Raw genomic sequence first — 12,902 nt, forward strand, 5'->3', positions numbered from 1 at the left:
TTTCGTCCTCCACGCACACTTGGTTTTCGTGACGAAGTACCGGCATAAGGTCTTCACCGACCAGCACCTGACACGACTCGAAGAGATCATGCGCAACGTGTGTCAAGACTTCGAGGTCGAACTAGTCGAGTTCAACGGCGAGAACAAACACGTCCATCTCCTGGTGAACTTTCCGCCAAAGGTCGCCCTGTCCAAGCTGGTCAACAGCTTGAAGGGCGTCAGCTCCCGCCGACTGCGCCAGGAGTACCCCGACCTGGTCCGGCACTACTGGCGGGCGCAGCGGCTATGGTCCGGTTCCTACTTCGCCGGATCGGTCGGCGGGGCGCCGTTGTCGATCGTCCGCCAGTACATCGAGCAGCAGAATCGTCCACTGTGACCTGCGGGTCAGAGCAGCCCTGAGAATCGCTTCACCACCGCCCTAAAGGGCGGTGCACTGCGATTAGTCCCGGTACCGCCAACCAACCGGTGGTTAGCCGAAGATCAGGTCGACGTCCCTCTCGATGCAGAACTGCAGGACGACCACCAACTGGCGGACGTCCTGGATGCGGCGTTGCCAGACCGGATCGAGTCGGTCATCCTGCGGCTGCCCAGCGATCTCGCTGAGACGGGGCAAGATCGCAGCGCAGTGTGCTGGCGTGAGGTCGGGGCCGTCGTCGTCAGGGTGGTCGAGAAGCGGTGTCAGCGTGGTGGAGACTTCGCTCCAGGGACGCTCTCCGCCGAAGCCGCGCATCTCGTCAAGGGTGAACCCCTCGATCTGTGCCAGCCACTCCCGGAACATTCCGAAGCCGGTGTAGGACCAGGAGACGTCCGGGCTGTCGGTGTTGTCGTCTCCCGGGAACAGAACAAGTCCCACCGTGTACCCCTCTTTGGCCGAGCACACAGGATCGGCCGTGGGAGGGAGAGGCCGCAACTGGAATGATCACCTTGTGGCTGGTGTGATCACGGCGTCCGAGCCGTCCTGGACAGCCCCGTTCACCGGGCTGAGCCCCCGCTGTTTCGGCAAGTTGGTGACCGCAGTCCGCCGTGAGACCAGGGTCGAGGCCCAGCGGGGGCGCCCCTGGGGACTGCCGCTGGAGGATTGCATCCTGCTGGTCGCGGCCTACTGGCGCACGAACTTGACGCTGCGCCAGCTCGCCCCGCTCTTCGGCATCTCCAAGTCCGCGGCCGACCGAGTTATCGGCCATCTCGGCCCGAAGCTGGCGCTGCAGCCCAGGCGCCGCTTCGCGAAGGACACCGTGCTCATCGTGGACGGCACCCTGGTCCCCACCGGTGATCACACAGTGGCCGAGCAGTCCAAGAACTACCGGTACTCGACCAGCCACCAGGTCGTCATCGACGCCGACACCCGCCTCGTCGTCGTGGTCGGCCGACCGCTGCCGGGTAACCGCAACGACTGCAAGGCGTGGGAGGAATCCGGCGCGAAGGCTGCCGTCGGCAAGACGATGACCATCGCCGACGGCGGCTACCCGGGCACCGGACTGGTGATGCCCCACCGGCGCCGCAAGGGCGAGGATCTGCCCACCTGGAAGGAAGCCCACAACAAGTCCCACAGGTAGGTACGCGCCCGTGTCGAGCACGCCTTCGCCCGGATGAAGACCTGGAAGATCCTCCGCGACGGCCGTCTGAAGGGCGACGGCGTTCACCACGCCATGCTCGGCATCGCCCGACTGCACAACCTCACCCTCGCCGGATAGACGAGCGGTCCCGCACAGCGACCGATCATCTCTCGATCGACCCGAGGATCATTGCGGGACAAGCCTTAGGCTTTGCGGGCGAGCAGTTGAATCTCCTGGAACTGCCGTCGGTCGGTGGGCTGAGGCTCGCGAACCAGCCGGGCTACCTCGGCCAACCCGGACTTGCGCAGCATCGCGGCCAGGTGATCAGGCCACCACCGATAGGCCGGCGCGACTGTGTGATCGAAGACCTGCGTCGGGTGAGACGGATCATCGCTTGCCGAAAAGCCGACCAGAAGGTGGCCGCCAGGTGCCAGCACGCGGTGGAACTCCGCCAAGATGACGGGGAGTTCTTGCGGTGGAGTATGGATCATGGACCAACGTGAGAGTGCGCCGCCCAGCACGCCGTCAGCGATGTTCAACGCGGCCATCGAGCCCACGTCGAACCGCAGGCCCGGATAGGCCTGTCGAGCCAACTTGATCATCGCAGGAGAGGCATCGACGCCAAACGTCGCCAGCCCCAACCCGTCCAGATACGCGGTGATATGGCCAGGCCCGCACCCCAGGTCCGCGACCTGACCGTCCCCACTCGCACTTACGACCTCGGCGAAGGCACCCAAGATCGCGCGGTCCAGGGGACTGTCACGCAGCGTGTCGCGGAACAGCTGCGCATAGCTCGGGGCAGCAGCGTCGTAAGCCTCGCGGGTGGCACTGAGGGCATCGTGTTCGACCATGCTCGCGACAGTAGTTCCTGGCGCTGAGGCGAGCCGAGAGAATCACGATCTTCCCTCCCGCCCGTTCGCCCGGGCTATCGCTCGTTCAGAGAAGCGTGTGTTCGCTGCCCCGTCCTGATCGTGAGCCCCAAGGAGCGTCCACGCCTGCTCGAAATCCGGCAGAACCTCATGGACCGCATCGCCGAAGCCGAACGCGAGGGCTGGCTCGGCGAAGCCGAGGGCCTCTCAGTGAGCCTTGCTGCCGCAGAGGAGAGGATCACCCAACTCGATGCCCGGGAGCAGCGCCAGTAATCGCCGATCTTTCTCGGTGTCCCCGCCCTCTTCGAGGCCGCCGATCGCACCACATTTCCAGTCCCGTTGCAGAGACTCGGCGACTCCGCATCGAAGGACGCTGAGTAACGGTGAGACCAATGCGGGGCCTGCGACTGCAGGCCCTGCACCATGACATGCGACGAGCCATCACCTTCCGGCTCAGACGACTCGTCCTGGTCACCGCGGCGCGACCAGGCTCGACGAACTTCGACTACCAAGGTGACTACGGAGATCAGAGCGAAACGCCCAAACGCTCAGTTACTGACGCCGCTGGCCAAGGACACAGAACTCGTTACCTTCGGGGTCGGCCAATACAACCCACGATTGATCACCCTGGCCAATATCAACACGCTGTGCGCCATGAGCCACCAGACGAGCCACCTCGGCGTCCTGGTCATCAGGCCTGAAGTCGAGATGCAGTCGGCTCTTAACCTTCTTGCTCTCATCAAGCCGGACGAAGTCCAACCCTGGCAGGCGATCCGGCTCCGGGCGGATCTCGAACTCCTCATCAGAGGAGTGGACCACAACCCAACCAAGAGCCGTAGCCCACCACTGCCCCAAAGCCACCGGATCTATCGAGTGAACAACTACCTGTTCCCATTCCAAGGTCATCCGCCGAGCTTAGACCTGCCAGGGCTTCAGAAGCAGGCATTCCAGTTCGGAGAAGATGTCGATGATCTGCTCGTGCCAGATGACGACCCCGTAGGTATCGGACAGCACCGGTTCGAGGTCCCGCGCGGCAGCTTGTCGAGACCTTCCGCGAGCTCGAACAGCAGCCCAAAACGGTCCGCCTCGGCGGCCAGTTGCTTCAGCTCCGGCAGTTCGGCGAGGGGGGCGCGGATGTCGCAGGCGCGGCATGCCGGTGACCGCAACCCTTTCCAGCCCGAACCTGTCGATGATCTTGTCGTAGACATCGAGACGGCGGGCGGACTCCACATCGATGTCGATGTCCGGCAGTGAGGCCCGGCGCACTGACAGGAACCGCTCTTTACCGACCGCCGATCTGACCGGGTGGGCTCTGAACTGCGTGGATTCGTTGCGTAGGTGTCGGTCACGCCGCAGACCGTTCTACGAGGGGCGTTTCGTGACATCCGTGCGGAACACAGGGCAGCACTGACCACCTCGCTGCCCGGGTGAAGGCCGAAGTGAGTTGCTACTGAACCCTGAACGTCTTCGCGCTTATGGCTTGGGTTACATCCTGACCTTTGACCGCACCAGGATCCATTGCCGTGCCGCGACCCCGGGCGCCACTGGCGGCAGTGCGTCCGGCCGCTCAGCGGCAAGCACCTGCCGGGCCCGCAGAGGGCTCCGCACCGAGTGGTCCGCAAGCCCGCGGGCTGGACTGGGCCCGCGGTATTGAACTCGGCGCTGTCGTGCTGGCGTCCTCCTCTCGTCCCTCATTGCGGCAGTCGGCATCTGGTACTCCAACAGCCAGGTCCGCAACCAGCTCAACAGCCGTCCCGACGTCGCGGAGCAGCTGCTCACGCCGTGGCGTGAGCTGGCTATGACCGGCTGCGTCTGGAGGCCGTGTATCGGCCAGGAGGGCACCGGGGCGCGCTCCCGGCGGCTCGCGGCGCGCACCGTGGGTCTGGGCTATCACCTCGGTGGCCGTACGGTCCTGTCCAACGCGGTTCGCTACGCCGACCCCGCTCATCACCGACTGGCCAACGTCCTCGATGCCGCCCGCCTCCTGCGGCCAGTCGACCGCCGGCACCGAGCGGGTGACTGAAGGGGCCGCAGGCGCTGACCGCGGCCGCCGAGCGGATCGTCCGCGCCGTCGGCGACGACCGAGCCCGGGGCGCCCGTCAGTGAACCGTTCCGGGTCCAGGTCGAACGCTCAACCGCAGACGATGGCGAACGCGTCTGGAGCTGTCCACCGCGCTCTTCGAGTACCTGGAAATCTTCCATAACCGACAGCGCAGGCACTCCGCGCTGGGCATGCTCAGCCCGGTGGAGTACGAACTCCGCACCCCGCCAGTAGCCTGAAACCAAGCAACTCGACTCCACCCAACTCGGGACAGTCCGGAGTCTCTACCGAACCCGGAACGGTTCAATAGTTGGAACCATGAGGGTGTGGTTCGGGAATGGCTGGGAGCCGACGGGCCACGTCATAGACAGTCACGTGCTCATCCAACCCGATGCCACTGACACCCAACCCGCCGTAAGGAGCGTCGTGAGCCACCCATTCCAATACGCGTGGCCAGGTTCCAACTAGCGTGTCCCGGCTCAGTAACTCGCTCAGCCGGAACCAGAGGGCCGTGTCCCGTCTCCGTCGATATGGTCTGCGTCTCAAGTGATCTGGTCCGATTCGCCTCTGGTCTCAGGTGATCTGGTCCGACGCGCGGGAAGCGGTCATGCATACAACGTGGATCAGCGCACGAGGGAACACGCGATGCGGAATCCCACGTCGTCACCGTGGGCTGAGCCGGCTCAGGGTGCACCCTTGGGCCGGAGGGCGTCCCCTCCTTGCGCCGGAGGGATCTCCCTTGTGCCGGAGGGATCTCCCTTGTGCCAGAAGCCCTCTCCCTATGTATCGCCTTGTATCGAGCGTTTGACACAAGATCCCGACCAGGGCATCTTGTACCCACTGCTTGATACAAGATGATCTGGGGGGATCTCCATATGCTCGACACCGTCCCGCTCCAGTCCCGGTTCCTCGACCACGCCGACCACTACGCCCGCTGGTCCGGTCTGGCCATCGGCATCGTGGCCGCACAGCAGTTGGTCACGATGGAGAGCGGCGACATCACGATGCCCCTCGTGTTCGCCATCACCGCTTTCGGCCTGTGCGCGGTGGGCGGTGTCCTGCTCGGCGACGCCCTGACCCTGTGTCCCCAGGAAGCGGTACGCACCGCGAGTCTCGCCCCGCGCCTGGTCCGAGACCAAGTGCCGCCCCGTATGGCGCCTCTGCTTCTTCTGCAGGCGGCGTCCCTCGTCACCCTGCTGATGATCGGTGCGGTCACGGCCTCCTCCGACCCCGACCGGATAGGCAGAGCGGGGCGTGTCATCACTGTCACCTGCGAAGGGATGCGCGCATCCCTCGGTCCCTGGCCCGGCCTGTACTACAGCGGCCCGATGTTCGCCGCCCTCGCGGTCGGAACCCCCGTCTGCGTCTGGGCCCTGCGCCGTATCGCCCACGGCCCGGGCGACGACCAGCAGCGCCGCGACCGCGCGTGGGCGATCACCGGAGCCTGGGGGCTGCTCGTGTCGAGCCAGGTGCTGCTCGCCGTGCTGATGATCTTCGTCGCGCTCACGGAGAAGGCCTGCGCCGGCCCGCTGGGCGCCGCCACCATCGTGGTGATCTGCCCCCTGGGCCTGCTGAGCCTGTTCACCTTCGGATGGTCCCTGGTCACCGTGGTGGCACCCCGGGCGGTCGACGACGAGGCGGCCGACGATGGGACTTTCGACGATGAGTGACCCAGCCGTCCGCGTCGACACCACCAGCCAGGTACCGCCGTACGAGCAGATCCGCGCCCAACTGGCCGCGCTGATCCGCACTGGCCGGCTGGTCGAGGGCGAGCGCCTGCCGACCGTGCGCCAGCTCGCCGCCGACCTTGGTCTGGCGCCGGGCACCGTGGCCCGCGCCTACCGCGAGCTGGAGGCCGCCGAGCTGATCCGCACCCGCCGTGGCGCGGGCACCCGGGTCGCGGCGCTCCCGTCCGAGCCGCACGCGCACGATGCCGACCAACTCACCACTCTGGCCCGGGACTTCACCTCCGCCGCCCGAGCGCTCGGCGCCGACACCGAGGACATCCTGACCGCCGTCCGCGACGCCCTGGACCCGGGGCCCGCCTCCTCTTCGGCCACCGCCGACAGCGGAGCGGGTGGCCCCAAGACAGCCGAGGCGTCGGCGCAAGTCACAGGCGTGAGGAACAGAGCGCGGAAGGCGGTACTCCAGACCCGCCCGAAGTAGTCCTGGGCCGCCGCAGGTCGAGCGCGAGGGCCTCCTCCAGCAGCCCCACCCCGGCAAGGGCCTTCTCCAGCCCGTCGATGGCGCGGGCGGTCAGCTCGAAGACCTGGCGCAGGTAATCGGCCGTGGCGTAGTCCGGGGCCCGCTCGGCGAGCATCCGCCACTGCTCCCGCTTGCGGTGCCAATAGACGAGGTTGGCCCCGGACATGACGAACTTGTCGGTTGTGGCAGTCCAGGTTCCACGGCAGCTCCCACCGTCGACTACCGCGGGAAGGGCCCTCGGCGGGAGTGGACTTACGGGTGAGGTCGAGCGAAAGTGTCTCGGCCTCTTCCCGCGTCATCGGCTCGCCGGCGGACAGCAGGACGCCGGGCTCGGTGGCGCCGGGGCCCGTGACCCACAGGGCGTTCAGCGCGTCATTGAGCTTGGGGTCGTCGTGCGCCAAGTGCACATAGTGCTCGGCCATCTCTTTCGAGACCTGCCCCAGGTAGCGCTTGACGTGAACCAAGTCGGCGCCGTTCTTCAGCAGCTTGGTGGCCAAGGAGTGCCTTGTGCCCGCAGAGACCGTGTGCGGGTGACCCCGTGTGGCGATTGAGCAGGCGTGTCGTTGCGCACTGCTTTCGCGACGCAGGCAGCCGGAGGTGTTGCATTCCGAGACCGTCGACGTGATGCGTATCACTGCCTGGGTGCTTCGGGTCGGGCATCCGCGATCATGACCGGATGGACGCTCGTTTCCTTGGCATCGCTGATCTGGTCGAAGCCCCGTCCGTGGCGGTCGTAGTCGACGTCATGCGTGCTTTCACCGTGGCTGCCTGGGCCTTTGCCCAGGGGGCGGAAAAGATCGTTCTTGCTGAGTCGCTGGACGAAGCCCTGGCGCTCAAGGCTCGCCACCCGGATTGGGTGGCGCTCAAAGACGGTCCGCCCGCGTCCGGGTTCGACACCGTCAACTCGCCGGGCCTGCTGCGGTCTATTGACCTTGGCGGACGGACCGTTGTGCAGAAAACCACGGCAGGGACGGTCGGCGCCCTTGCGGTCAAGGAGGCGTCGCTGGTGCTGTGCGCCAGCTTCGTGGTGGCGGAGGCAACGGCTCGGCTCTTGCGGACACGCGAGTGTGACAGTGTCACGTTCGTGGTCACTGGCGACGATGGGCACGCCGATGAAGATCTGGCGTGCGCTCAATACATCGCTCGGAGGGCCACCGAGGCTGGGACGGATGCAGCTGAGTTCCTCCGCCGCGCTGGCGAGTCGCGCGCCGCCGCCGAGCTGGCGGAGGGTGTGCGTCAAGGAGTCCATCCTGATGACGTCGCACTCTGTCTTGAGCTCGACCGGTTCCCCTTTGCCATGGTGGCGACCTTGGAAGACTCGCTCATGGTCCTGCGTCCGTGCGCCGTGCCTTCGCTGACCGACGAGGCTTCGATCTGATCGCTGGTGAGGTCCAACTCTCGCCATGCGAGAGCCAGCATCCGGTCGGGTATGCGGCATCAGCTGCATGTCCCGATGACGGTGGTTCGGGGTGGCGGCAGGCGGCTGACCCGAGTGGTGCCGGCGGCGGCTTCGCGGAGTCGAATGATCTCCTCGTGCTGGGCGGCGAGGCGGGCCAGGGCCTGGGTGCGGAAGCCCGTGAGCTCGTCGATCGTCCGCTCCGACTGGGCCAGCCGCTCCTTGAGCTTGGCGTTCTGCGCTTTGAGGCGGGTGATTTGGGCTTCGCGGGGGTCGGGGATGTCTCCGGTCTGCTGCAGGGCCTGGAGACGTCGCTCGAATTCGGCGCGGAGGTGTGCGTAGGGGCGGGTGCCGTAGAACGCGGTGCGGTCGACGGCCGCTTCGCGGGCCTCACCTGGGCAGTGCAGATCGACGTCTCCGGGCGGATCGACGGCACCGCAGAGTTTCACCAACTGGTCGCGCTGCTGCTTGAGCATGGAGGCGTCGCGACCGACGACTACTCCGCCCATACCTGGACACTGCAGGAAATCGAGTCCGGGGCAGTGAACGACGGTCTGCGCTCTTCGACTTTCGTGGCTACCACGAACTCAACCACGAGCAACGACACTCCTGACTCGATCACCACTCAGGGCAAGTTCAGAGAAGCCTGCATCCGCTGCCTGTCTGTAAGCACTTCTGTTGGCCGACTGACTGTGGTCGACGACCTCGCCAACGACCTCGCCGGAGCCAGGGCTCGCCAGGAATGGATCAGCGAACTCGGACTTCGGTACGACGAGCCCACCAACACCGAAGACCGGAGATTATCGGGGGGTCAGCACACAGAACTCGTGACCGTCGGGGTCGGCCATCACCACCCAGTCGACGTCCCCTTGGCCGATGTCGATGCGCGTCGCCCCGAGGGAGACGAGCCGGTCGACCTCCGCCTGCTGGTCACTGCCGGCCGGTGGAGCGAGGTCGAAGTGCAGCCGTTCCTTCCCCGCCTTCGGCATCAGGGGTGGACCACCCCACGTCACCTTCGGACCGCCGTGGGGTGAGCGGATCGCGGTCTCCTGGTCCTGGTCCCAGACCAACGGCCAGCCCAGCGCTCGGCTCCAGAAGTACCCGGCCTCCTGCGAACCATCACCCGCCAGCGCTCCGATGAATCCGCACTCGGCGAGGAAGCTGTTGCCCGGCTCGATGACACAGAACTCATTGCCCTCGGGGTCGGCGAGCACCACATGCCCCTCCTCCGGGCGTTGACCGATGTCGATGTGCCGGGCGCCGAGTTCGAGCGCCCTCTCCACCACCTGCTTCTGGTCGTCGAGGGACGTGCTCGTCAGATCGAAGTGCATGTGGTTCTGGCCTGTCTTCCGCTCCTGGGTCGGGAGGAAGCGGAGCCGGAACCCGGTGCCATCGCTGGGCAGCAGCGTAATGCCGTCGGAGGAGTCCTCGGACGTCTCCCAGCAGAGAAAGTCCGCCCAGAAGCGCGCGAGACGGAGCGGGTCGTGCGCATCGAAGCAGAGCGCGTGCAGGTGAGAAGTCATCCGTAGGTCTCCCGGTAGGGGCAGGCGGGTCGTGCTGGAGCCTGCCCGGCCGGTGCCACCCGGTCAACTGATTAACGCCCCGCGCTCGTCCGCTGTCGAGCACGATCGAAACGGCAGCCCGTCCACGACCTCACAGGCTCGCGAGGAGGCCGTCGAGCGGGAGCGGTGTCCGGTCCGGTGCGAGGGCCTCGACAAGGAGACGGCCGTAGCGGATCTTGCGGCCCTTCTTCGTGCCGAGGAAGCGCCGCACCTGCTGATGCCGGGGCCGGCCGTGCTGTGCGGGCTGGCGCTGGAAGGTCTGCCAAGCGCGGAAGTCGCCCTCGGCACGGAGGATCTCCTCGACTCCTGCCGTGCCGAGCGCGCGGATGAGTTCGTCCTCCAGATCCGCGGTGCATACGTAGATGTCCTGGAGCGGTGCCTGTGCCCGCGTCAGGCCGCGCTCGTAGAAGCCCTGTTCGCCCTCGTCGCACAGTCCTGTCAGGCGCAGAGCGAGGCCAGGCGGCCCGAGAAGGCCGGCATAGCGGCCGACGCTCATCGCCCCGCCCATCGGCACGACACACACCCCCTCGGCGGCCAGGTCCCGGCCACGCCGGGCGGCCAGCGCCTCAACGGCCGCGAGATCGCTCAGCCCTTCCAGGAGCACCGCGGTCCGCGCCCCCAGGCCTTCCGCCAACTCGCGCGCCGGCCCGTCGGGACCGCCCGTCGCCCAGCTGGTGACCGCATCCCGGAACGCCCTCATGTCCGCCATGGGGCAAGTCTGCACGTCCACCGGTGGCACGGCACGGGATTATTCGTCCTTCAACCAAGCTTGCTGCCAGCTCGCCCAAACCTCCACACGACCGGCCTGATCGAAAAGATCTGTCGGTCGAACCGTGCCGGTAATCGTCCACGAGTTGGAGTACTACGAGGCGATCGCCCGCCGGACCGAGGCCGCCAATCCGTCCGGCCTCGCCAACGAGTTCACTTCATGGGCCCGCGATGGCTGAGGCATTCGGACACTTCCAATACCCGACTCCACCATTAGCGCGGCCCGGCGGCGCCCAGGCCGTGTTCCACCACGAATGGAAGACGGCGCCCAACAACATCAACAACACCCGGCTAAGACTCAAGCGGCTGACCGAACGCGGAATCCTGGTCGAGACCGAGCAGGGCTTGTTCACCCAGCCGCGGCCGTAGCCGTCCGGCGACGCCGCGGCCAGCGCGCTTGCCCCTCCCGGAACGGCGAAACGGACATCAATCACCTGTTGTTCTGCGTCGTCCGGGTGGGTCGCGTCCTGGTGGAGGTCGGCGAAGTGCCGCACCATGGCGAGCAGTTCGTCGCGCGCGGCGATTCCTCCGCGCCGGGTCGTGCCAGTGCTTCGTGCAGTGCCTGTCCGAGGGTTTCACGCACGGCCGGCCATGCGCCGCTGAGGGGGCAGCCATCCTCGATCGGTCGGGCCAGCAGGTCCAGTCGGGTGTTGCTTTCTTCGCGGATGCCGCGAAGAGGTGACGTCCGCAGCTCCTGCGCCGGCTGGTAGTCGAGTTCGGCTGGGAGGACTACGGGCGTCGGTGCGGCCTGGTCGATGCGTTGGGCGAGCCCCTTGAGGAGTTCGGCGCCGGCTGGTTCGAAGCAGTACGCACATCAACTCACGTACCGCCCTCTGAGGTGAGGTAGCCGACCGCCAGCAGCACCGATACGGTCACCGCGTGGAAAAGAACGAACGGCTACTTCACGCCTCGTCGTTCGGCGCAGCAGCAGTCGCATACGCCGAGCACCGTCCGGACTACGCGCAGGCCGCGGTGCGCTGGGCGCTCGAGCCCGCGCCCGGGCCGCGCGTGCTCGACCTCGGCGCCGGAACCGGCAAGCTAACCGCCACGCTGGTCGCGCTGGGTGCCGAAGTCATCGCGGTCGAGCCCGACCCGGCGATGCTGACCGAGCTGCGCCGCTCGCTGCCGGCTGTCCGTGCCCTGCCGGGCAGCGCCGAGGCGATACCGCTGCCGGACGCGTCCGTCGATGCCGTGCTGGCCGGCAACGCCATGCATTGGTTCGACATGGCCGTCGCGGGACCCGAGATCTCCAGGGTCCTCGCACCCAGCGGCATCCTGGCCGGCCTATGGAACGTCATGGACGACCGGGTCGAGTGGGTTGCCGGGCTCGCACGGGTCAGCGGGAGCGCGGCCATCGGCCCGCGTGACACGCCCACCAGCTGGCGCGCCGAGACGGCCGACGCACACCTTCCAAAGACTGGCGTGGCCGCCCGGTTCGGCTCGCCTGAGCAGGCCGAGTTCGCGCACGGGCAGCGCCGCACCGCCGACTCTCTCGTCGCGACCATAGCGACGCGCGCGGGGGTGCTGGTCATGCCAGAACAGGAACAAGAAGCCACGCTGGGCCGCATCCGCGCTTTCCTCGCGAGTAGACCGGAGACCGCTCGCGGCGAGTTCACTCTCCCGATGCTGACCGGCGTGCTGCGCGTCCGGCGGCTGTGAAGCATCTCGTCGACAACGATCGATGACACGCCGCACGCCGTCTCACGAAGATGGCGGATCCGCCAAGTGGACTGTCAAGTTAGTGAGACACCGCCAAGTTCAGCGGGATCTCGCGAGGAACCCTGGGCGTTCACGCCCGGGAGGAATCGCTTACGGCTGGAGTACCAGGTCGCGCTGATACCAGCTGCCTGGCTCACCGCCGAGGTCAGCTGGGTCAGCTGGGCCGACCAGGACGAATCCGGCCTTGGTCAGCACCCTCTGGGACGCGGCATTCGCGTGGGCGGTGGCCGCCCGCAGTGTGCGCAGCCCGTGCCGCGACGCCGCCAGCCGGCACAGCTCCCGGGCGGTCGCGGTCGCCACGCCGCGGCCGGCGACCCGCTCCGCGACCCGGTAGCCGAGTCTGGCAGTGCCGTCCTCCAAGTCGTACAGGTTGAACCTGCCGAGTACCGAGCCGTCCTCGGCGACGAGCACGTAGAAGGCGCAGATGCCGGCCTCCTGCTCGGCCAGCGAGGCGTCGTACCGGTCGGTGAACTGGTCGAAGAAGTCGTCGCCGCGGTCGGAGATCGAGGCAGCGAAGTAGGTGCGGTTCGCCAGCTCGAAGACCAGGACCGCCTGGGCATGACCAGCATGCAACTGCTTCAGCTCGGGCACTGCCCGACTCTACCCAGACCGTGCGCTGAGGCCACCTGAGTTTCCGCCAGCGGCAGACAGCCTCAAGACCAGGGCATATAACGATCTACGGCTGGAGTACTGATGAAGCCGGTGTCGTCGATGATCAGGACGCCTTCTTCGTCGCCGAGCTTCTCGGCCACGTAATCCTGCACGTCGTCGCGGAGCTCTTCCGCG

At 66.9% G+C, this 12,902-nt stretch carries 16 protein-coding genes and 4 pseudogenes; 10 read left to right on the top strand and 10 right to left on the bottom strand.

Features of this window, described 5'->3' with window-relative positions:
* The coding region (tnpA, locus tag ABZS64_RS38055) for an IS200/IS605 family transposase (RefSeq protein ID WP_355839620.1) at window positions 1–376 on the top strand (376 nt) is incomplete at its 5' end.
* Window positions 377–469: 93 nt separating this feature from the next.
* On the opposite strand, the gene ABZS64_RS38060 is transcribed toward tnpA, so the two are convergent.
* The gene (locus tag ABZS64_RS38060; RefSeq protein ID WP_355839622.1) at window positions 470–853 is read right to left on the bottom strand and encodes a hypothetical protein; all 384 of its coding nucleotides are present in this window, start codon (window positions 851–853) and stop codon (window positions 470–472) included.
* Window positions 854–926: 73 nt separating this feature from the next.
* Between ABZS64_RS38060 and ABZS64_RS38065 the strand changes: the two are divergent.
* Window positions 927–1,694 (top strand): annotated as a pseudogene (locus ABZS64_RS38065) (transposase).
* Window positions 1,695–1,759: 65 nt separating this feature from the next.
* Here the strand turns inward: ABZS64_RS38065 and ABZS64_RS38070 are convergent.
* Window positions 1,760–2,407, bottom strand: a complete 648-nt coding sequence (locus ABZS64_RS38070; protein ID WP_355839624.1) for a class I SAM-dependent methyltransferase — start codon at window positions 2,405–2,407, stop codon at window positions 1,760–1,762.
* A 120-nt stretch (window positions 2,408–2,527) separates the two neighbouring features.
* Here ABZS64_RS38070 and ABZS64_RS38075 point away from each other — a divergent pair, with 120 nt between their 5' ends.
* The gene (locus ABZS64_RS38075; RefSeq protein WP_355839626.1) at window positions 2,528–2,698 is read left to right on the top strand and encodes a hypothetical protein; all 171 of its coding nucleotides are present in this window, start codon (window positions 2,528–2,530) and stop codon (window positions 2,696–2,698) included.
* Between the two features lie 279 nt (window positions 2,699–2,977).
* Here ABZS64_RS38075 and ABZS64_RS38080 read toward each other — a convergent pair whose 3' ends face one another.
* Window positions 2,978–3,331, bottom strand: a complete 354-nt coding sequence (locus ABZS64_RS38080; RefSeq protein ID WP_355839628.1) for a VOC family protein — start codon at window positions 3,329–3,331, stop codon at window positions 2,978–2,980.
* 119 nt (window positions 3,332–3,450) lie between these two features.
* Window positions 3,451–3,736, bottom strand: a pseudogene (locus ABZS64_RS38085) (DNA polymerase III subunit alpha); the annotation flags it as partial.
* 487 nt (window positions 3,737–4,223) lie between these two features.
* On the opposite strand from ABZS64_RS38085, the gene ABZS64_RS38090 reads away from it, so the two are divergent.
* From ABZS64_RS38090 to ABZS64_RS38105, 4 genes and pseudogenes are all read left to right on the top strand, one after another.
* On the top strand, window positions 4,224–4,448 hold the full coding sequence (locus tag ABZS64_RS38090) for a hypothetical protein (protein WP_355839630.1): 225 nt from the start codon (window positions 4,224–4,226) through the stop codon (window positions 4,446–4,448).
* 131 nt (window positions 4,449–4,579) lie between these two features.
* A pseudogene (locus ABZS64_RS38095) lies at window positions 4,580–4,705 on the top strand (IS3 family transposase); the annotation flags it as partial.
* A gap of 636 nt (window positions 4,706–5,341) precedes the next feature.
* Entirely contained in the window at window positions 5,342–6,136 is a 795-nt protein-coding gene (locus tag ABZS64_RS38100; RefSeq protein WP_355839632.1) for a hypothetical protein, read from the top strand.
* On the top strand, window positions 6,129–6,632 hold the full coding sequence (locus ABZS64_RS38105) for a GntR family transcriptional regulator (protein WP_355839634.1): 504 nt from the start codon (window positions 6,129–6,131) through the stop codon (window positions 6,630–6,632). Before ABZS64_RS38100 ends, ABZS64_RS38105 begins: the two co-directional genes overlap by 8 nt.
* On the opposite strand, the gene ABZS64_RS38110 is transcribed toward ABZS64_RS38105, so the two are convergent.
* Window positions 6,577–6,837 carry a hypothetical protein gene (locus tag ABZS64_RS38110; RefSeq protein WP_355839636.1) on the bottom strand — a complete coding sequence of 87 codons (261 nt, stop codon included), beginning with the start codon at window positions 6,835–6,837 and terminating at the stop codon, window positions 6,577–6,579. The genes ABZS64_RS38105 and ABZS64_RS38110 overlap by 56 nt on opposite strands.
* A gap of 241 nt (window positions 6,838–7,078) precedes the next feature.
* A pseudogene (locus ABZS64_RS38115) lies at window positions 7,079–7,306 on the bottom strand (tyrosine-type recombinase/integrase); the annotation flags it as partial.
* 41 nt (window positions 7,307–7,347) lie between these two features.
* Between ABZS64_RS38115 and ABZS64_RS38120 the strand changes: the two are divergent.
* Window positions 7,348–8,049, top strand: a complete 702-nt coding sequence (locus ABZS64_RS38120) for a 2-phosphosulfolactate phosphatase (RefSeq protein WP_355839638.1) — start codon at window positions 7,348–7,350, stop codon at window positions 8,047–8,049.
* A 59-nt stretch (window positions 8,050–8,108) separates the two neighbouring features.
* Here the strand turns inward: ABZS64_RS38120 and ABZS64_RS38125 are convergent, their stop codons facing one another.
* The 3 genes from ABZS64_RS38125 to ABZS64_RS38135 form a co-directional block, all read right to left on the bottom strand.
* Entirely contained in the window at window positions 8,109–8,576 is a 468-nt protein-coding gene (locus ABZS64_RS38125; protein ID WP_355839640.1) for a hypothetical protein, read from the bottom strand.
* 291 nt (window positions 8,577–8,867) lie between these two features.
* Complete coding sequence (locus tag ABZS64_RS38130) at window positions 8,868–9,590, bottom strand: VOC family protein (protein ID WP_355839642.1); 723 nt, start codon at window positions 9,588–9,590, stop codon at window positions 8,868–8,870.
* 130 nt (window positions 9,591–9,720) lie between these two features.
* A complete protein-coding gene (locus ABZS64_RS38135) occupies window positions 9,721–10,338 on the bottom strand; it encodes a TOPRIM nucleotidyl transferase/hydrolase domain-containing protein (RefSeq protein WP_355839644.1) in 618 nt (205 codons plus the stop codon).
* A 230-nt stretch (window positions 10,339–10,568) separates the two neighbouring features.
* On the opposite strand from ABZS64_RS38135, the gene ABZS64_RS38140 reads away from it, so the two are divergent.
* Both ABZS64_RS38140 and ABZS64_RS38145 read left to right on the top strand, forming a co-directional pair.
* Window positions 10,569–10,766, top strand: a complete 198-nt coding sequence (locus ABZS64_RS38140; protein ID WP_355839646.1) for a hypothetical protein — start codon at window positions 10,569–10,571, stop codon at window positions 10,764–10,766.
* A 510-nt stretch (window positions 10,767–11,276) separates the two neighbouring features.
* Window positions 11,277–12,056, top strand: coding sequence for a class I SAM-dependent methyltransferase (locus ABZS64_RS38145; protein ID WP_355839648.1), 780 nt, complete (start codon window positions 11,277–11,279; stop codon window positions 12,054–12,056).
* Window positions 12,057–12,206: 150 nt separating this feature from the next.
* On the opposite strand, the gene ABZS64_RS38150 is transcribed toward ABZS64_RS38145, so the two are convergent.
* Window positions 12,207–12,707, bottom strand: a complete 501-nt coding sequence (locus tag ABZS64_RS38150; protein WP_355839650.1) for a GNAT family N-acetyltransferase — start codon at window positions 12,705–12,707, stop codon at window positions 12,207–12,209.
* Window positions 12,708–12,902 lie beyond the last annotated feature (195 nt).

It is taken from the genome of Streptomyces sp. NPDC005408 (assembly GCF_040606445.1).
GTDB lineage: Bacteria > Actinomycetota > Actinomycetes > Streptomycetales > Streptomycetaceae > Streptomyces.

Excerpts from the sequence above, each read along its gene's own strand:
- ABZS64_RS38070 (WP_355839624.1), bottom strand. The coding sequence starts at position 2,407 with ATGGTCGAACACGATGCCCTCAGTGCCACCCGCGAGGCTTACGACGCT.
- ABZS64_RS38080 (WP_355839628.1), bottom strand. The coding sequence starts at position 3,331 with ATGACCTTGGAATGGGAACAGGTAGTTGTTCACTCGATAGATCCGGTG.
- ABZS64_RS38090 (WP_355839630.1), top strand. The coding sequence starts at position 4,224 with ATGACCGGCTGCGTCTGGAGGCCGTGTATCGGCCAGGAGGGCACCGGG.
- ABZS64_RS38100 (WP_355839632.1), top strand. The coding sequence starts at position 5,342 with ATGCTCGACACCGTCCCGCTCCAGTCCCGGTTCCTCGACCACGCCGAC.
- ABZS64_RS38105 (WP_355839634.1), top strand. The coding sequence starts at position 6,129 with ATGAGTGACCCAGCCGTCCGCGTCGACACCACCAGCCAGGTACCGCCG.
- ABZS64_RS38110 (WP_355839636.1), bottom strand. The coding sequence starts at position 6,837 with ATGTCCGGGGCCAACCTCGTCTATTGGCACCGCAAGCGGGAGCAGTGG.
- ABZS64_RS38120 (WP_355839638.1), top strand. The coding sequence starts at position 7,348 with ATGGACGCTCGTTTCCTTGGCATCGCTGATCTGGTCGAAGCCCCGTCC.
- ABZS64_RS38125 (WP_355839640.1), bottom strand. The coding sequence starts at position 8,576 with ATGGGCGGAGTAGTCGTCGGTCGCGACGCCTCCATGCTCAAGCAGCAG.
- ABZS64_RS38130 (WP_355839642.1), bottom strand. The coding sequence starts at position 9,590 with ATGACTTCTCACCTGCACGCGCTCTGCTTCGATGCGCACGACCCGCTC.
- ABZS64_RS38135 (WP_355839644.1), bottom strand. The coding sequence starts at position 10,338 with ATGGCGGACATGAGGGCGTTCCGGGATGCGGTCACCAGCTGGGCGACG.
- ABZS64_RS38140 (WP_355839646.1), top strand. The coding sequence starts at position 10,569 with ATGGCTGAGGCATTCGGACACTTCCAATACCCGACTCCACCATTAGCG.